Source organism: Hymenobacter roseosalivarius DSM 11622 (assembly GCF_900176135.1).
Classification (GTDB): domain Bacteria; phylum Bacteroidota; class Bacteroidia; order Cytophagales; family Hymenobacteraceae; genus Hymenobacter; species Hymenobacter roseosalivarius.
The window spans coordinates 41,772-60,994 of record NZ_FWWW01000036.1; the positions used below are offsets into that span (position 1 = coordinate 41,772).

Here is a 19,223-nt window from a genome sequence, read left to right on the forward strand (position 1 = left end):
GTTCGTTGGGAAAGCGATTCGCACTCACCAAAGCTAGTTAAAAACAGTAGTCGTTATGGCAAACGCTTGTCATCCTGACGAAGGAAGGACCTTATCAGGCTGAAACGAGTCGTTGGAACGATCATCATTCTGGCTTGACAAGGTCCTTCCTTCGTCAGGATGACAACCACTCTTAAAGCGACCGTTGACTTTTAGCGGAGTAAACTATCTACTATAGCTGAACGTGCTCAGTGGACGTCGGCTCGGTATCGCGGGGCGACAATACGGTGTTCTTAGGCGAGTCTTCGTGCTGAAAGAACTTGCTTTGATTAAGCAGAATAAACGCCACGCCAATGAAGATAGCCGAGTCGGCGATATTGAAAATGGGCCACAGCGAGAGGTGAGAACCACCAATCAACGGCCAGCTCATCGGCAAAAAGCCTTCGTACAGGTCCAGGTAAATCATGTCGATTACCTGCCCGTGCAGCCACGGCGTGGGCGCTTCAAAAGGGGCGTTATTATAGATTGCGCCATAGAACATGGAGTCGATCAGGTTACCGATGGCGCCGCCCAAAATAAGCCCCCCACAGGCTAGCAGGCCGGGATGCGTATGTCGAAAACTGTGCTTGCGAATGAGGTAGGCAATAAACGTGACGGCTACCAGACGAAAACTGGTTAGGATGATCTTGCCGTAGGGCGCGGGCAGCTCTACCCCGAAAGCCATGCCCGGATTCAGGGTGTAATGGAGCTTAAACCAATCACCGATGAGCGGAATTTCGCCCGGCATTCCTGGCTCCATGTAGGTGTGCACTGCCCATTTCGAGACCTGATCGATGAGGATAACCAACAAGGCCAGCAAGTAATATTTCCAGTACTTCATTCTTGTGCTAATAACGCTTGAGTACAAGCTCCGGGGGGCATTTTATGCCATTTTGGGCCTGAATTGCGGGTTTTTGGACGACTTTAAACGCACCCTCCGATGCTTTGTGCGAGGTTATACCAGCCGAGCTTTTAACGGCTCGGTTGGCTATTCAGTATCAAGCAGTTACCACTTCCAGCTGAGCCGGCACGCTGTAGTCATCAAACTCCAGCGTCACGCCGCCCGTCAGCTCCGGACTGAAGGTGAGCGAAAGCGCCTGCGTTTCGGTGCGGATATAGTCGCCGAAGAACTGCACGGCGGCCGCCAGATCGGGCTGCTCGCCGCCTAGCGTGACGCGGATTTTGTCCTGCACTTCCAGGCCGCTGTCCTTGCGCAGGTTTTGCAGACGGTTGACCAGCTCACGGGCTACACCTTCGCGACGCAGCTCATCAGTCAGGGTTACGTCGAGGGCTACGGTGAGCGGGCCGTCGGTAGCAACGAGCCAGCCGGGCAGGTCATCGGTGCGGATTTCTACGTCGTCGGGGGCCAAATTCAGCTGCTCCCCTCCCACTTCCACCGCCAGCGTGCCGGTCGTTTCCAGCGCGCTGATTTCCTCGGGCGTCATCTGCTGAATACGGGCCGCCACGGATTTGAGCTTAGCGCCGTACTGCTGACCCAAACGCTTAAAGTTGGGCTTCACCGACTTCACCAACACGCCGCTTGTGTCGTCCAAAAACTCCACATGCTTCACGTTTACCTCAGCGCAAATAAGGTCTTCCACCTTACCTACCTGGTCACGAGTTGTGTCATTCAGCACCGGTACCAAGATGCGTTGCAAGGGCTGGCGCACTTTTAGCACCGACTTTTTTCTTAACGAATGGGTCAAAGAGCTGATGCGCTGAGCCAGTTCCATACGCTCCTCCAAGGCCGTATCAATCCGGGTTTCGTTCGCTTCCACGAGCAAGGTCAGGTGCACCGATTCAGGAGCCAGTGGCGTGTTATTGGCTAAGGCTTCCTGGCGCATACCGTCGGTCATGTTCTTGTAAAGCCACTCCGCAAAGAAGGGCGCGATGGGCGCCATCAGCTGAGACACGACCACCAAGCATTCCTGCAAGGTCTCGAAAGCCGCCTTTTTATCCGTGGTCAGCTCGCCCTTCCAGAAACGGCGGCGCGAGAGCCGCACGTACCAGTTAGACAGCTGATCGGTGACGAAATCCTGGATGGCGCGGGCCGCTTTGGTGGGGTCATAGTTGTCATAATGCCCCCTGACTTCCAGAATCAAGGATTGCAGCTTCGACAACACCCAGCGGTCCAGTTCACTCAGATCGGTGAGCGGAATCCGGTCAAACTCGCGGGTGCGGAACTCGTCGAGGTTAGCGTAGAGGGCGAAAAAGGAGTAGGTGTTGAACAGCGTGCCGAAGAAGCGGCGCTGCACCTCCGTCACGCCGGCGGGGTCAAACTTGAGGTTATCCCACGGTGGCGCGTTGGCAATCAGATACCAGCGCGTGGCATCGGGGCCAAACTGCTGGATGGTAGCAAACGGATCGACGGCGTTGCCGAGGCGCTTGCTCATCTTCTGCCCGTCTTTGGCTAGCACCAACCCGTTGGCAATCACGTTTTTAAATGCAACCGAATCTTCCAGCATCACGCCCAGCGCGTGCAAGGTAAAGAACCAGCCGCGGGTCTGGTCAACACCTTCGGCAATAAAATCGGCGGGGAAGTTCTTCTGGAATTTTGCTTCGTTTTCGAGCGGGTAGTGCCACTGCGCATAGGGCATGGCGCCGCTATCGAACCACACGTCGATGAGGTCGGTTTCGCGGTACATGGCCTGGCCGGTGGGCGACACCAGGAATATATCGTCCACGTAGGGCCGGTGCAGGTCAATTTGCCCCCCAGCCGTCAGCGGATTGTGAGTCATAATCTCGGCGGCCACAGCCTTGTCAATCTCCGCGCTCAGCTGGGCGATAGAGCCAATGCAAATCTCCTCCGAGCCATCCTGACTGCGCCAGATGGGCAGGGGCGTGCCCCAGTAGCGCGAACGGCTCAGGTTCCAGTCAACTAGGTTTTCGAGCCAGTTGCCGAAGCGGCCGGAGCCGGTGGTTTCGGGCTTCCAGTTAATGGTTTTGTTGAGTTCGATGAGACGGTCTTTGACGGCCGTCGTCTTGATAAACCAGGAATCGAGCGGGTAATACAGCACGGGCTTATCGGTGCGCCAGCAGTGGGGGTAGGTGTGCTCGTACTTCTCCACTTTGAAAGCGGTGCCATCCCCTTTCATCTTGATGGCAATGCTCTCATCGAGGGTTTTGTAGTCGGCCCCGGTTTCATCGTGGCCGTCGTAGTTCTTCACTAAACGCCCCCCAAACTCGCCCATCTGCGGCACATAGCGGCCCGTGCGGTCCACGATGGGCGTCAGCTTGCCTTCGGCATCGGTAACCAGCAGGGCCGGAATATCATTGAGCTGTGCTACGCGGAAATCATCAGCTCCAAAAGTGGGCGAGATGTGCACGATGCCGGTACCGTCTTCGGTCGTAACAAAGTCGCCGGCAACGACACGGAAGCCTTTTTCTTCGCCTTCAAAGGCTGGAAAACCTGTGTCGTGACCGAAAAGACGCTCATATCGGATTCCTACCAGGTCGGCACCTTTGAAGGTTTTTACAACTTTATAAGGCAGTTTAAGCCGACTTAGAGTTTTATCAAAAAATACCTTCAGTCTCTCATCATGAAGCACAGCTTCAATTGGATATTCATCACCTTTCTCTAACCATCTCAGCAGTGCCTCGGAAAATTCTGGTGACTGCGGGATAGAAACACCAGTAGCTTCTTCCGAGAAATATTTGCCAAGCAATTCACTAGCAAGGATTACTACTATCGGCTGGCGAGTATATTGATTGAAAGTACGAACTACCGAATATTCAATGTTTTTGCCAACGGCTAACCCAGTATTGGCAGCAAGTGTCCATGGCGTCGTAGTCCACGCCAGAAAGAAGACATTAACTTCTTCATCTAGCCCAAAAAAATCATCTGGCAGTTCCTCCAGCTTCACCTTAAACTGCGCCACTATGGTCGTGTCCTTCACGTCGCGGTAGGTGCCGGGCTGGTTTAGCTCGTGCGAGGAAAGGCCAGTGCCAGCAGCGGGCGAGTAAGGTTGAATGGTGTAGCCTTTATACAACAAACCCTTGTCATAGAGCTTCTTGAGCAGCGCCCAGCAGCTTTCGATGTACTCCGGCTCGAAGGTGATATAGGGGTCGTCGAGGTCAACCCAGTAGCCCATTTTCTGGGTTAGGTCGTCCCACTGCGCTTTAAAGCGCATCACCGTTTCGCGGCAGCGCTGGTTGTAGTCGGCAATGGAAATCTTCTTGCTGATGTCTTCCTTCGTAATGCCCAGCTCCTTTTCTACCTGTAGCTCAATGGGCAGGCCGTGGGTATCCCAGCCGCCCTTGCGCGACACCTGCTTGCCCAGCAAGGTCTGGTAGCGGCAGAAAATATCCTTTACCGTCCGGGCCATTACGTGGTGAATGCCGGGCGCACCATTTGCCGACGGCGGACCTTCGTAAAACACGAACGTGGGCTGGCCCTCGCGGGTGCTCACGCTCTTCTCAAAAATGCCGTTCTCCTGCCACCATTTGAGGATGTCGGTACCAACCTGGGCGTAGTTGAGCGGCTGTTTGTATTCGGAATATTTCATGGGGTGGTGTTGTCGTGCTGGCGGGAACCTCATCCCTAGCCCTTCTCCTCGGGGAGAAGGGGACTAGTTCTAAAATGATAGAAGACTAGCATTAGAAAAGCTAAAATTAGTCCCCTTCTCCCCGAGGAGAAGGGCTAGGGATGAGGTGATTATTACGCTTCCGTACCTAACCGCTTCACCGTCATACGGCTGAGGTTAAGTTCGTAGTCATCGTCTTCCTGGTGATAATCGTCGTCGTAGTGTTGAAGTAAGGATTTATTAATGGTCTCATCCTTACCGTGCTCAAAGGTGACGAGCAAGCAGGGCAACAGAATGAGGTTGGAAAAGTTGGTGATTAGTAGGCTCGCCGACATCAACAAGCCCAGGGCTTTGGTGCCACCAAACTCGCTGAAAGCAAACACACTAAAGCCCAGGAACAGTGTAATGCTGGTATAAATCATACTAGTTCCCGCTTCCCGCAACGTGGTACTGATAGCAGCCTTCACTTTTCGCCCGTTCACAGCTAACTCCTGCCTGAATTTGGCCAGCAAGTGAATGGAGTTGTCGCCGTCAATACCCAGGGCAATGCTGAAAATCAGGGCCGTGCTGGGTTTAAGTGGGATGCCAAAGTAGCCCATCAGGCCCCCCGTCAGAATGAGCGTAACCAGGTTGGGCAGCAACGTAAAGAACACCGCCCGCAGCGAGCGGAACAGAATCAGCACGACCAGCCCTACCAGCGCAAAGGCAATTAGAATACTCTCTTTCAGCGTATTAATGAGGTATTCGTTGCCTTTCGTAAAGAGAATAGTAGTGCCCGTCAGCTTCACCGTCATCCCCGAACCGTTGAAAATCTCCTGAATCTGGGGCTGAATCTGGCGGTTGATCAGCGTGTCGAGGTTGCGGGAGCCGATATCGGCAATCTTGAGGGAGATGCGCGCGCGCTGGCCCGTGGAGTCGGCAAAGGAGCGCAACAGCTTATCACTCATCGGGCCATTGGCCGACCCTTGTCCTCTGGACTGAGCCAGATACCGCAGGATAAAGTTTCGCTCCGAGTTATCGGGGAGGCGATAATACTCGGGATTGTCATTGTAGAAAGCCTGGGTCGAGGCTTTCAGGAAGGTAACGATGCTGACCGGCGACGAGAGCACTGGCTGGGTGCGCAGAAATTTCTCCAAACGGTCAATCTTCTCCAGGTTCTTAGTCTTGAGAATTCCTTGCTTCTTGCCCGTGTCAATCACGATTTCCAGGGGCATAATGCCGTTGAAATGCTGCTCAAAGAACTTCAAATCGCTATTGACGGAGCTTTCCTTGGGCAAATCGTCCACCATATAAGAGACGGATTTGATTCGGGTGATGCCCAATAGAGATATGGCCACAAGGCCCGCGCCTATCAGATATACCGTGCCGCGGCGCTCCAGTACCAGGTGCTCAAAAAACTCCAGCAGCTTGGTTAGCGGCTTGGCATCAAGGTGCTCCAGCTGCTTGGGTGTGGGAGGCGGCAGATATGTAAATACTGCCGGAATAAGGATGAAGGAGACGAGAAAAGCCACGAAAATATTGATAGTAGCGATCAGGCCAAACTGATACAAGATGGCAATATCGGTGAAGCAGAACACGAAAAAGCCGATGGCCGTCGTCGTGTTATTCATCAAAGTCACCAACCCGATTTTGCGCACCACGCGCGTCATGGCTAGTATTTGATTCCCTGATTTGCGGTAATCATAATGGTAGCGCGAGAGCAGATACGTACAGTTGGGAATCCCGATAACGATCAGGATACTGGGAATCAGGCCGGTCAGCAGGTTGATTTTGTACCCAAGGAGCACCATGGTGCCCACGCACCATACCACCACCACCAGCACCACCAGGATGGGGAAGATAACAGCGGCCCACGTCCGGAAGAACATGAACAGGGTAGCGGCCATCATGAGCACCGTGAGCAGCACGAAAAACTTCATTTCGGCCGCCACTTTCGTGGTCATGGTGGAGCGCACGTAGGGCAGGCCCGCGTAGTGCAGCCGGATGCCCGTTTTCTTGCTAAACGCCTCCGCGTGGCCCAGTATATCGTTCATCACTGCCTGGCGGCGCGAGGAATTCAGGTACTTGGGGTCCATGGTGAGGGCCAGCAGCGTGGCGCCCGTGGTGGGCGAGATGAGCTGACCTTTATAGAACTCTACCCGATTCACTTCCCGCATCAGGCTGTCCAGCTCGCGTTGGGTTTCGGGGGCTTTCTGAAAGATGGAAATGGCCTTGAACTGCTGCGTAGCCGTGTCCTTGCGCAGGGCCAGCACCTTCGATACCGACAGCACGCCATTCACGCCTTCGACCGCGGACAGCGTGTCGGTGAGGTTGCGCAGCTCGGTGAAGTTGCCCAGCTTATACACGCTGCTGTCCTGCAAGCCCAGCACGAGCACGTTGCCGTCTTCGCCGAAGGTTTGCTTGAACTGCTGGAAGTAGACTACATCCGGGTCATTCGGACTCACGACCTGGGCAAAGTCGTAGGTCATTTCCACGTCTTTGGCTTTCCAGGCCATAAACACGGTCATCACGGCTATGAGCAGGATAAGAATCCGCCGCTGCTTGATGACGAAAAGCGCAAGAGAGCTCCACATAGGCCGTTAAAATGCAGCAAAGGTACGGAAAGCCTGGTAGGTAATAAATCTATAGCTGTTCAAACTGCAACCGCCTCAGGCAACTGAACAGCACGCATTTGAATCTTTCAACTTAAAAGTTTGTAAATGAAGGCAGTCCAATCTGCGTATTAGTCCGTCTATCGCAATTTTTGTCCCCCAATGCCGTTTTGAATGCTGGCTTGCTAGCTTCCCGCTTCCATGATTTTGTACCAAACGCCTACCGTGTCCCTTGCCTATCATGCTGCTACTGCTACCATGCAGCTGCAGTATGCGGCGGCCTCATTGGCGGAAACTTTTGAGAAAGTATATCAGTTGGCCCTCGAAGCTATGCACAATCTGGGTGTGGATAAGTTGCTTCTAGACCTCAAGCGCAACGCCCCACCCACCGACGAGGACGAGGAATTTCTGCTGGCGCCCATCCTGCGCTACTTGCCAGCTCAGTCGGCCCGGCCGCTGTTCATTGCGGCACTGCTCTCAGAAGGCCAGTATCAACACCAGATGGGCTGCTACTCCCCTTCTTTTGACCGCACGTTTGCCCCCCAACAAGTGGAGTTCAATTACTTTACTTCCCGCCGCGAAGCCACCGATTGGCTGGGAGATAACTAAGATAAGATCTTACAAAAAAGCCCCCCAGAGTATTTCTGGAGGGCTTTTTTGTATAGTTTCTCGACGAGGTCTACAGCTTCTCAAAAATTCGCTTGAAGCTAACAGCTTCGCCAATGTAGTTGCGTAGCTCGCTGATCGGCATGCGGGTTTGTTCGCGCAAGTCGCGGTGACGAACCGTTATGGTGTTATCCTCTAAGGTTTGGTGATCGACGGCAATGCAGAAAGGCGTACCGATGAGGTCCTGGCGGGTGTAGCGCTTGCCGATGGCGTCGCGCTCTTCGTACACGAGGCGGAAATCGTGGCGCAGCTCGTCGAAGATTTCGGTGGCTTTTTCGGGCAAACCGTCTTTGCGTACCAGCGGGAAAATGGCGGCTTTCACCGGCGCCAAAGCCGGGTGCAGACGCAGCACGGTGCGGGTTTTGGTTTGCTGCTGCTCGCCCTCCCCTTCCGTGATGGTTTCCTCGGTATATGCCTGGCACAGCGTAGCCAGGAACAGGCGGTCGGCGCCCACGGAGGTTTCTACTACGAAGGGCACATAGTTGCCGTACGCCTTGCCGTTCTCGTCGAGGTCGTTGTCGAAAAACTGCTGCTTTTTGCGACTTAGCGCCTGATGCTGAGTCAGGTCGAAGTCGGTGCGGGAGTGAATGCCTTCAATTTCCTTGAAGCCGAAGGGAAATTCAAACTCGATATCCACAGCCGCGTTGGCGTAGTGAGCCAGCTTGTCGTGGTCGTGGAAACGCAGCTTCTCGGCGGGCAGGCCCAGCGCTTCGTGCCAACGCAGACGGGTTTCTTTCCACTGCTGATACCACTCCATCTCGGTGCCAGGGCGCACGAAGAATTGCATTTCCATTTGCTCAAACTCCCGCATGCGGAAGATGAACTGGCGAGCGACAATCTCGTTGCGGAAGGCCTTGCCAATCTGGGCAATACCGAACGGAATCTTCATCCGAGCCGACTTCTGCACGTTCAGGAAGTTGACGAAAATACCCTGCGCCGTTTCGGGCCGTAGGTAAATCAAGGTCGAGTCGCCTTCCACCGAACCTACCTGGGTGGAGAACATCAGGTTGAACTGCCGTACTTCGGTCCAGTTGGCGGTGCCTGATACGGGGCAGGCTATTTTCTCGTCGATGATGAGCTGACGTACGCCGGTTAGGTCCTCGGCCGTGAGCAGACGGCCCATATCGGCCAGCAGCATATCGGCGCGCACTTTGTCGCCGACGTTTTCGTAATGGGCGGCTTTTTCCTCTAGTAAAACGTCGGCGCGGTAGCGCTTCTTCGAGTCCAAATTATCAATCATGGGGTCGGAGAAGCCGTCGATGTGGCCGCTGGCTTTCCAGGTGAGCGGGTGCATGAAAATGGCCGCGTCGATGCCCACCACGTTCTGGTTGAGCTGAGTCATAGCCCGCCACCAGAGCTGCTTCAAGTTATTTTTCAGCTCCACGCCGTTAGGGCCGTAGTCGTACACGGCTTGCAGGCCATCGTATATTTCGGACGACGGAAACACGAAGCCGTATTCCTTGGCGTGGGCCACAATGTCCTTTAGCTGGGTATTTTCGAGGGAAGGTTTCTGCGTCGGGTTGCTCATGCGGGCAAAGATAGTTCGTCGATTTAACTGATTGGGCGGAAAACCGAAGATTCGTGGCTGACTGCTTTGCCGGGCCATTATACAGCACCGCGCAATTGGCCCCCAAGCCGCGGCCCAAATCTTTTTCATAGCTCAGTTGACCGCCCACCCGGCCGCTTGCGTATCGGGGCCATTACAGGTAGTAGTGTCGCGTTGAAATTCGCTTCCTTCGGCTAGCGCATTTCCTCCAACGCGCCAGTTGCGGTAACAATTTGATAATCTTGCTCCGTTTTCGGTGGCATTACCTTTGGGCGCCCATTTTTTTCTACCAATTCCCCTCCTATGTTTGGCTTAGAGCCTCAAGTGTTACTGCTCCTGATGATTTGTCTGGTAGCAGCCTGCGCTTTCGAATTTGTCAATGGCTTCCACGACACGGCCAATGCCGTCGCCACGGTCATTTATACCAATACCCTCCGCCCTTGGGTAGCCGTTATATGGTCGGCTTTCTGGAATTTTATTGGCGTGTTTGCCGGTGGCATTGCCGTGGCCATGGGTATCGTGTACCTGCTGCCCGTCGAGAGCCTCGTGGATCAGAACGTGTATCACGGCATTGCGATGGTGGGGGCGCTTATCCTGTCGGCTATTATTTGGAACGTGGGTACATGGTATTACGGCATTCCGGCCTCCAGTTCCCACGCGCTGATCGGCTCTATCCTGGGTGTGGGTATCGCCTTTTCGCTCTTGCCCGAGTCCAGCGGCGCGGCTGTCAACTGGAGCAAGGCCGGCGAAACCGGCGTGGCGCTGCTGGTGGGTCCGCTGTTTGGCTTCACGCTTACCATTCTGCTGATGTTCGTGTTGCGCCGCTTCGTGCGCAACAAAGCCATCTTCCGGGAGCCCCACAAACGGAAGCCCCCGCCCCTCTGGATTCGCCTTATCCTGATCGTGACCTGTACGCTGGTGAGCTTCTTTCACGGCTCTAATGACGGGCAGAAGGGCGTTGGCCTCATCATGCTGATTCTAATCGGCATTGTACCCACCTTTTTCGCCCTCAACGATGACCTGAACCCCTTGGATATGCGCGCCTCCCTGGCCCGCGTAGAGCAGGTGGTGCAGAAGGTAGATCCGGCTGCGCTCAGCGCCGACGACCGTAAAACGTTAGTGGATATTCAAACGCAGACGGCCGCTCTGGACCGTGTTTTCGTAGGAAAAACCAGCGTGCGCGAGCTCCCGCAGAACGCCCGGTTTGAGATTCGCAAAGCAATTCTTCTGCTCGACAATCGCACCAAAAAGCTGTTGGGCAGCGAGCGGCTCACCCTGAGCTCCTCTGACCAGAAGACTTATCGAGAGGGCATTACTGACCTTCGCACCTACACCGATTATGCCCCCTGGTGGGTACTGCTGATGGTGTCTACTTCCCTGGGTCTGGGCACGATGGTCGGCTGGCAGCGCATCGTCAAAACCATCGGGGAGCGCATCGGCAAGGAGCACCTGACTTACGCTCAGGGTGCCTCCTCCGAACTGGTTGCCGCGACCATGATTGGCGTGTCTACGGCTATTGGTTTGCCTAGCTCTACCACCCATGTATTGTCGTCGGCCATTGCCGGCTCTATGGTGGCCAACCGTGGCGTGAAGAACCTCAACCCGCAGATGGTGCGCAATATCGCGCTGGCCTGGGTCCTCACGCTGCCCGTTACCATGGTGTTGTCGGGAGGGTTGTTTTTATTCTTCCGAGCCATACTATAAGGCTGGATTCATCTTGCATAGAATCAAAAAAGCGCCTTTCATGAAGGCGGCTTTTTTGATTCTATGCTTTTCAACATCTATTATAGAAAACCCGCCGGGGGCATTTTCCGCTTAAAACATTGTATGAAATGACGATAGGGCGGCTAGTTATCCACTTTTCCACATAACAAATCACGTATTTTGTGGATAACTACCAACTAGCTTGGCCACTGTACTTCCAGATCATCGGATATAAACACGCCGAAGTTGACAAACTGCAGCTCGTCTTCATCAAAGTATAAGTCAATCATTTCCTTTTCGTAGGAGAGGCGTACCTCGCCCGTTTCCATGCGCTCCATTTCGGGATTGTTATATTCATGGCGACTCATCAGGTCCTCAACAGCAGCCTGACTCTTGCCGTGAATTGGCTCACCGAACAGGCGCAAACCGGGGTGGTCCGTTTCGATGCAGCTGAGGCGGTAGTCGTCTTCGCGGTCGAAGTACAGGGAGTAGCCTTCTTCCAAGTAGTTCCAGGCCTGGTGCTCGAACTCATCGTCTTCCTCCGACTCTTCGATTTCTTCGGGCTCGCCCATCAGAGCGCGCACCTCGTCCATGGAGGCCCCAAACTTCAGGGGACCCATGCCGGTGCCCAGGGTGATTTCGTTTTCTTCCATGCTGGTTGGTTGGTCAGGCTTTGTCATAGCCGTAGGGTGAGGTCTAAGTTTAGATAAAGGTAGGAATCTGTGGCTCACTTGCCGTAGCGCGCCTGAAATTCGGTACGCTGCCGTTCGTATTCGGGTTCGTGCTGGGCCTCGTCCCACTTCTGCTTAAAGATGGCAGCAGCGGCAGCTTTCTCGGGGTCTTCGGAGGCGCGGGGCAGCTCGGCTCGGCCGTGGGCGCCACTCTGGCCCTTTTTATCGGCGGGCACCGGACCATCATACTTTTTGCCGCCCTTATGATTGGCGTAGCGCCGGGCCCGCGTGAAGCCCATTTGCAGAAATTTACGGGCCATATCAGCTCCCACGAAGTCGTTGGCTTTCAGATAAGCCAGAAACAGAGTATAAATGCGTTCCGACGACTCCCGCGCTACCTCTGGGGTGCGAAAACGCCAGTGCGGCAGTATTTCCGACTTGTAGGGCTCTACCAGCAGTACGCCCTGCTCGCCTTTGCCCACGCGGTACAGCTCCGGCTGCTGCCGAAAATCAACTTTTTTGAAATCGAGCGAGTAATCGAACGGCATGACAGGTACACGGAAGCTGGGCTGCTGTATACGCTGAAAGCCACGAATTGTGTCGGGGGGCTTTTTTGAGAGAAGGCCCGATTTATCCACAGGGTTAATAACTTTTTAAAAGAGATTTTAAGAAATATTTTTTTAATCCCCTACCATTAGGGCTGTGCATAAGTTGATAAGATTTGAGAGTTATACACAGGGCTGAAAACTTGTGTACAAGCTCAGGCTTATGCACCAGCTATCAACAGGGTATGTGGATTGTAAATGGCTGATTTTAAACGAATTATTCAGATTATTCACAATTCAAACGTTATCCACGAATCCACAATCCACACCAACCCGGCAGTGTGGATTAGGTCTTTTTTGGGGCGAAGTTGTCCACCCTTATCCACAGCCGAAGTGTGCTGTATTGGCTTCCAGACCGGCAAATAAACTTGTCCGCAATTTCTCCACGAGTTATCCCCAGGTTACGCCTGTATTATCCACAGATTACCTACGTATGGATGACCGCGTGGATAACCTGGTGTATAGCCTGTGGAAAACCCGAAAAAAGCTCCCTGGTGCGGCAGAAGAGCAGTTGTTGACTTGTGGATAGCGCCGCTCAAAGCCGAAGCAGTTCATGAGCAGCCATAGCTGTCAGGACAAACTCAACCAACGGGATTATCGGAGCAGCCAGGCAAAAACAAAAAGCTGGTTACGCTCCGTCTAGGGCCAGATAGAGCGTAACCAGCTTTTTATTCTCACGACCAGAAACTGAGGATAATCAGGGTAATCGGGTAGGCACGGTCTTTTCGGCCCTTGGAAATGCTCTCACGGCTATTAATCAGCCTAAAAAGCCAGGTTCTCCTCCTGCTCCCAGTTAGAGCGTACTTCGAGCTTCTTGGAAAAAAGATACACTGGCTCAGCCGGCAGCCGAAACTGCGGGTCGCCGCCGCGCCAAGTACCGTTGGCGTCAGCATCAATCAGTACCCGAATCTGATAAGAGCCGGGGGCAATATTGCTGAACACGTAGCGATTTTTCGGACTGTCGAGCACGGCCACGGGCTGGAAGCTGTCGTTTATCAGCTGAACCTGGTAGCGCGTGAACTTGGTTTTGATGGCCCCGGATAGCGTACCCGTTGGTGATTGGTCGGATACGCGCAGCCGCAGCGGCCGCAAGCCCAACGACTGGCCCGTGACGCTGGTAATGGCGGTGCTATCGAGGATGATTGTAGCTGTTTTCTTGGCCTTCAAATTCAATTTGATGGTTAAACGGGCGCGGTCGGGGCTGAGCGTACCGTCCTGGGGCAGGCGAAGCGGTCGGCGGGCTGTCGAGTCTTCCACCAAGGTGCCAAAAGGCTGGTTAGGGAGCAAAATAATTGGCTCGGTGAACAGAAACCGCACCTGCCCCTGAGAATATACTTCCTGCGGGTTGTTTTCGACGGTATAGGCCGGCCCACGCCGCGCCGCGTTACCCTGAAAGCGTACATTAATGGTGTCGCGGCCTATATTGCCCACGCTATCGGTGGCGGTTAGCACATATCGCCCCTCCGCGACGGCTTTCGTTTTATAAAGCACCACCGATTTGCCCTGATCAGTCACCTGCAGGGCATTATTTAGCTGCGTCATGGCTTCGGGGGAAGGAGCCGCGCCACCTTCGGGCAAAGGTGCTACCACGGCTTGGCGGACACCTTCGTTGTAGCTCACTTTGAACTGAGTGGGCGCACCCTGCCGGCCAGTGGCCAGCGGGCGGCGGGCATCAGGGCGCACCATCACCAGCGGTATTGAGTCGAGGCCAGGCGCTACGGTAATCAGCTCGGGCAGGTAGGCTATCCTCTCTCCTTCCTCGTAGCGGCGCGTATTATTTTTGTCTTGCAGGGCAAACAGGCGGTAGCGGCCCTCCCGCAGATTTTGAAAAGCGTACTGCCCATCTTTGGTGGTACGGACAAGATAATACGGCTTACCCCGCCGAATATTAGCCGTATCAGCTTCCGGGTAAAGAATAACCGATATGTCCTCGGCCGTTCGCTTGGTGAGTAGGTCCGTGACGCGCCCAAATACGCGGCCCGAATCCAGATCGGCACCCGTGCTGAAGCTCAGCATGACGTTGGGCGCTACGTTGCTCTCCGTAATATCCGTAATGGCCGTGCCGAAGTTGAACGAGTAGGTCGTGTTTTTATCGAGAGGCTGTTCAAAGGTGAGCGTGATGCCACCCTTGTCTTCACGCACCTGATACTTATTCTCATCCGGAATAACGGGCGCGATAATCAGGTTCTTTTGCAAATCCTTCAGCTGCACCGTCTCCGAGAATTCCAGGCGAATGCTTTGTTGGCTGACGTTGCGCGCGCCCTGCTCCGGCGAGGTTCGTACCAGCTTAGGCACCGTCAGATCCTTCGGCCCACCCTCGGGCGAGCTGACAGCCGCGCAGCCACTTATTCCACCTCCAATTCCCAGTAAAAACAGCAGACGAGCGCGTACAGACATCAAAGGTGAAGTGGTGAAAGGTAAGATGGTGAGTTTGTGAAGAGTGAAGGAGTGAAAGGTGAGATTCTACAACTGTCCTAATTGCCACTTCATAAATTCACCATCTCACCTTTCACCACTTCACCTTTTAGCAGCTACGTAAATTAAGCTTGAATATTGCCCTTCGTGCTCCGCCGCGTATTGATTGGACTTGTAGCCGGCTTTAAGTACGCTTAGCAACCCACCATTACGCTCGGCGCGGTGCTTTTCGCTGAGCATGCTCACGTAATAAGCGTCTAGGGGCAACGGCAATGTTTCCCGAACCACGAGCTTATGCCTTTTGAGCAAAAGGGTCATGGTTTTGGGGCTGAAATGGTACAAGTGACGCGGCACGTCGTAGGCAGCCCAGTCCTGGCGGTAGTGCTGGGCATCGAAGCTTTCTACGTTGGGCACGGCAATGACCAGCACGCCGTCGGGCTTGAGCGAGCCGATAAGCTGCTTAAGCGTACCGGTCAGCTCGTGTACGTGTTCGAGCACATGCCAGAGCGTAATAGCATCAAACGACTCAGGAGAAAAGCCCCCCAGATCCTCCGCGCCGATGGGCTGACCCACGCGGCGCGCCGCTTCTTCGCGGGCGCGGGCATTAGGCTCCAAGCCGGCTACCTGCCAGCCATTTGACTTACAGGCCGCCAGAAAATGCCCGGTGCCGCAGCCGTAATCCAAGACTTTTCCTTTACGGGGGGCTTTTTTATTGAGCAAAGCCACCTTGCGGCGCATGGTAAAAAACCGCGCGACTTTGTAGGCCTGATTAATGACGCCTTGGGCTCCGCTGTTGTGCGACACGTACTCGTCCGACTCGTAGTAGCGCCCGATGTCGGCGGCCCCGGGCCGCGGGTTCGTGAACTGAAAGCCGCAGCTCTCGCACTGCACGATGGCAAAGCTTTCGTTGCTTACCGACTTGTCTTCTACGACCAGCTTGTTGCGAAACTCGCTTTTGCCGCACACCGGGCAGGCTGACAGACGTTCGTAGGACACAGGTTAAAGAATAGAATTTTTGGTAAAAGTAACAGATATGTCTCTGGACTCCTTTACCCGAAAAAAAGCTCAATAAAAGCCAATTGAAATGTTAATAGGAAACTGAAGTACCAAATAGCTGACAAAGCCACGGTGAACGATACCCATCGTATAGCAGCCCAATAACGCTGCAACCGTAGATGGTGGATACCTAAGAGTAAACCTGCGACAGTTTCGAATCCTAACAAGGGAAAAAGCGCGTCCAGCACTAAACTAGGGCGGATCAAATGAGGTGCAACAGGAGAAACATTGCTTATCCAAAGCAATAAGCTTCCCATGCCTGCTACGGTTAGCCCAGTAATAAGTAGATAAGTAGAAATGAATGGGATAGATTTCGCCGAAGCGAATCTGCGCCTGCCGCTTCCACCTTATTTTCCTAAATAGACCATCAACACCGAAATATCGGCCGGTGATACGCCGCTAATGCGGGCAGCCTGGCCAATGGTTTCGGGCTGCACGCGCAGGAGTTTCTCGCGCGCCTCGTGCGACAGGGCCGGCATCTGCTTATAATCCAAGCGGCCCTGAATCACGAAGTTCTCCAGCTCACCCACGCGGGCCGCCTGCAAGTGCTCCTTCTGAATATATGATTCGTACTTGATGGCAATAATAGCCTGCTCCAGGCTGTCGGGCTGATATTGGCCCAGCTCCAAAGCGAGTGTAGGAAGGTGGCGCGTAAGGTGCTCCAGCTCCACGTTGGGCCGACGCAGTAGGTTTACAGCCCGCGTTTTCTCGCTGATGGTAGCCGAGCCCAGCTCCGTGAGCAGCCCGTTTATCTCGGTCGGCTCGATGGATTTCTTCTGTAGATATTCTATTACCTCAGCCGTTTCGCGCTGCTTTTGCTCTACGCGCCGCATCCGCTCTTCTGAGGCCAAGCCTAGCGCGTAGCCCATGGGCGTGAGGCGCAAGTCGGCGTTGTCCTGGCGGAGCACGATGCGGTGCTCGGCGCGGGAGGTGAACATGCGGTAGGGCTCGTCGGTGCCTTTGTTTACGAGGTCGTCGATGAGCACACCGATGTAGGCCTCACTCCTTTTCAGGACGAAAGGCTGCTTGCCATGTACCCGGTTGTGAGCGTTAATACCAGCCATCAGGCCCTGGCAGGCAGCTTCCTCGTAGCCCGTGGTGCCGTTGATCTGGCCCGCAAAATAGAGGTTGCGCACATGCTTGGTTTCCAGCGTCAGGTTGAGCTGGGTTGGCGGGAAAAAGTCGTACTCAATGGCATAGCCGGGCCGGAACATCTTGGCGTTCTCAAAGCCCGCAATCTTGCGCAAGGCCTGGTACTGCACATCTTCGGGCAACGAGCTGCTGAAGCCGTTGATGTACATCTCCACCGTGCTGCTGCCCTCAGGCTCCACGAAAATCTGGTGGCGGTCCTTGTCGGCGAAGCGGTTGATTTTGTCCTCCACCGATGGGCAATAGCGTGGCCCCAATCCCTTGATGCGACCCTGAAACATGGGCGACTTCTCGAAACCCGTGCGCAGGATTTCGTGCACCTCCGGGTTGGTGTAGGTGATGTAGCACGGCCGCTGCTTTATCAGCGTAGGCGTGTCGAGGTAAGAGAAGCGGCCGGGCACTTCGTCGCCGGGCTGCTGCTCCATTTTGGAGTAATCCAGCGAGCGGCCATCCACGCGGGGCGGCGTCCCGGTTTTCATGCGGCCGGCCTCAAAGCCTAGCTCGATAAGCTGCTCGGTGATGCCGGAGCTGGCTTTTTCGGCTGCCCGACCACCGCCAAACTGCTTCTCGCCAATATGAATCAGGCCATTGAGGAAGGTACCGTTGGTGAGCACCACAGCCTTACTGCGGAACTCAACTCCTAAGGCAGTTTTGACACCTACTATGGTTTCGTTTTCTACTAACAAACCCGTTACGGCTTCCTGCCAGAAATCAACGTTTAATGTTTGCTCCAGCGTTAGGCGCCACTCTTCGGCGAAGCGCATCCGGTCGCTCTGGGCGCGGGGGCTCCACATGGCCGGGCCTTTCGACCGGTTCAGCATCCTGAACTGAATCATGGTTTTGTCGGTCACGATGCCACTTTGTCCCCCAAGAGCATCCACCTCGCGCACAATCTGCCCCTTGGCCACCCCGCCCATGGCCGGATTGCACGACATCTGGGCGATAGTGTTCATGTTCATGGTCACGAGCAGCACCTTGGAGCCGAGGTTTGCGGCCGCGGCGGCCGCTTCGCAACCCGCGTGGCCGGCACCTACTACAATGACATCATATTCTTCTTGCTGAAACATGGCTGGGGGCTTTTTTGGCTGTCGTGGTAAACAGCAAACACCTGATTTGTAGGAACGCGCCACGGCACGCTCGTCGCTGGTTGTTGTGAATTATTCGTTAAGTATAATCGCCTTGATGCCAACAACGACGAACGCGCCGTGGCGCGTTCCTACAAGCCAAAAAACCGCCGCCGTTTGTACGACCTGCGGTTTCCTGATAAGTTTAAAAAACGAGGCAACGTGCTCAGAACGTGCGCAAAGATAGGCAGTAATCCTCTTTTTTGCTCATGGCCGTCTGGCTCAGCAGGTCTTTGTCCTGGTAGCCAAGCAAGTGCAGCATACCGTGAATCATGACGCGGTGCAGCTCGTCGCAGAAGGATACGCCTAGCTGCTCAGCGTTTTCGCGCACTCGCTCCACGCTGATGAAAATGTCGCCCTCAATAATGTCCGACGTATCAGCATTGTCGAAGGTGATAACGTCGGTGTAGGTATCATGGTCGAGATACTCAACATTTACGCGGTGCAGGTACTCATCCGAGCAAAAAATGTAGGTAAGCTGCACGATTTTGTGCTCGTGCACCTCAGCTACGCGCTCAATCCAGCTCGTTAACGCTTCCGCCTCGGCTAGCTCGAATTCTACATCTTCTACGATAAACTCAATGCCGTGTACCTCGTGCGACTGCTCGGGCAGGCCGTTGTTCATCTCGTCCTCAGTACCGGGCGGGTGTTGGTTCATGCCGCGCTATGATCGGAAGAAAAAGTATCGGCATCTGATGCTTCCAAGTCGGAAGTAGGAGCCAACAGGAACGTAAGCTGCACGTTGCGGCCCTCCTTCTGAAACTCTACCTCATCAGCAAGATGGCGAATCAGGAAAATACCACGGCCACCAGGGTTTTCCAGATTCTCGGGAGTCGTTGGGTCAATCAGATTGGTAAAATCGAAGCCATCGCCCTGATCTTCGACTTCAAATTTGATGCGGTCGGGAGCTACTTGCAGCGACAGGTACACGTTCTTGTCCTTGTCGAATTTATTGCCATGACGAATAGCATTATTGACGGCTTCCGTGACGGCAACCATGATATTGCCATAGATGTCGTCCTCGATTTCAAAGGTTTCCTTCGAGTTATCGATGAAGCTTTCTACTACGCGAATATTCTCAACAAGCGAAGGAATCTGAATTTTAACCTGCTTCATAATAAGTATAAGAGGGAGGGCAGCAGCGGTAAAAGTAGC

13 protein-coding genes are annotated in these 19,223 nt (G+C 54.3%); 2 read left to right on the forward strand and 11 right to left on the reverse strand.

Annotated features, from left to right (window positions below; translation table 11 throughout):
* Window positions 1-211: 211 nt before the first annotated feature.
* From B9A24_RS02140 to B9A24_RS02150, 3 genes are all read right to left on the reverse strand, one after another.
* Window positions 212-859: a lipoprotein signal peptidase gene (locus tag B9A24_RS02140; protein WP_084443497.1), complete on the reverse strand. Its 648-nt coding sequence runs from the start codon at window positions 857-859 to the stop codon at window positions 212-214.
* Between the two features lie 157 nt (window positions 860-1,016).
* Window positions 1,017-4,523, reverse strand: coding sequence for an isoleucine--tRNA ligase (gene ileS / locus B9A24_RS02145; protein ID WP_084443499.1), 3,507 nt, complete (start codon window positions 4,521-4,523; stop codon window positions 1,017-1,019).
* 152 nt (window positions 4,524-4,675) lie between these two features.
* Entirely contained in the window at window positions 4,676-7,114 is a 2,439-nt protein-coding gene (locus tag B9A24_RS02150) for an efflux RND transporter permease subunit (RefSeq protein WP_084443501.1), read from the reverse strand.
* A gap of 219 nt (window positions 7,115-7,333) precedes the next feature.
* Here B9A24_RS02150 and B9A24_RS02155 point away from each other — a divergent pair, with 219 nt between their 5' ends.
* Window positions 7,334-7,741: a hypothetical protein gene (locus tag B9A24_RS02155; protein ID WP_084443503.1), complete on the forward strand. Its 408-nt coding sequence runs from the start codon at window positions 7,334-7,336 to the stop codon at window positions 7,739-7,741.
* Window positions 7,742-7,811: 70 nt separating this feature from the next.
* Here the strand turns inward: B9A24_RS02155 and B9A24_RS02160 are convergent, their stop codons facing one another.
* Complete coding sequence (locus tag B9A24_RS02160) at window positions 7,812-9,326, reverse strand: glycine--tRNA ligase (RefSeq protein ID WP_084443505.1); 1,515 nt, start codon at window positions 9,324-9,326, stop codon at window positions 7,812-7,814.
* 321 nt (window positions 9,327-9,647) lie between these two features.
* On the opposite strand from B9A24_RS02160, the gene B9A24_RS02165 reads away from it, so the two are divergent.
* Window positions 9,648-11,048 (forward strand): inorganic phosphate transporter, encoded by a 1,401-nt coding sequence (locus B9A24_RS02165; protein WP_084443506.1) that lies wholly within the window; start codon window positions 9,648-9,650, stop codon window positions 11,046-11,048.
* Between the two features lie 197 nt (window positions 11,049-11,245).
* Here the strand turns inward: B9A24_RS02165 and B9A24_RS02170 are convergent, their stop codons facing one another.
* From B9A24_RS02170 to B9A24_RS02200, 7 genes are all read right to left on the reverse strand, one after another.
* Complete coding sequence (locus tag B9A24_RS02170) at window positions 11,246-11,728, reverse strand: hypothetical protein (RefSeq protein WP_084443508.1); 483 nt, start codon at window positions 11,726-11,728, stop codon at window positions 11,246-11,248.
* Between the two features lie 47 nt (window positions 11,729-11,775).
* Window positions 11,776-12,267: a DUF4385 domain-containing protein gene (locus B9A24_RS02175; RefSeq protein ID WP_084443551.1), complete on the reverse strand. Its 492-nt coding sequence runs from the start codon at window positions 12,265-12,267 to the stop codon at window positions 11,776-11,778.
* A gap of 819 nt (window positions 12,268-13,086) precedes the next feature.
* Entirely contained in the window at window positions 13,087-14,721 is a 1,635-nt protein-coding gene (locus B9A24_RS02180; RefSeq protein WP_084443510.1) for an Ig-like domain-containing domain, read from the reverse strand.
* 120 nt (window positions 14,722-14,841) lie between these two features.
* On the reverse strand, window positions 14,842-15,735 hold the full coding sequence (locus B9A24_RS02185; protein ID WP_084443512.1) for a class I SAM-dependent methyltransferase: 894 nt from the start codon (window positions 15,733-15,735) through the stop codon (window positions 14,842-14,844).
* A gap of 407 nt (window positions 15,736-16,142) precedes the next feature.
* A complete protein-coding gene (mnmG, locus tag B9A24_RS02190) occupies window positions 16,143-18,011 on the reverse strand; it encodes a tRNA uridine-5-carboxymethylaminomethyl(34) synthesis enzyme MnmG (RefSeq protein WP_084443513.1) in 1,869 nt (622 codons plus the stop codon).
* Between the two features lie 223 nt (window positions 18,012-18,234).
* Entirely contained in the window at window positions 18,235-18,726 is a 492-nt protein-coding gene (ybeY, locus tag B9A24_RS02195; protein WP_084443515.1) for an rRNA maturation RNase YbeY, read from the reverse strand.
* On the reverse strand, window positions 18,723-19,184 hold the full coding sequence (locus B9A24_RS02200) for an ATP-binding protein (protein ID WP_084443517.1): 462 nt from the start codon (window positions 19,182-19,184) through the stop codon (window positions 18,723-18,725). The genes ybeY and B9A24_RS02200 overlap by 4 nt, the downstream gene beginning before the upstream one ends.
* Window positions 19,185-19,223: the final 39 nt, after the last annotated feature.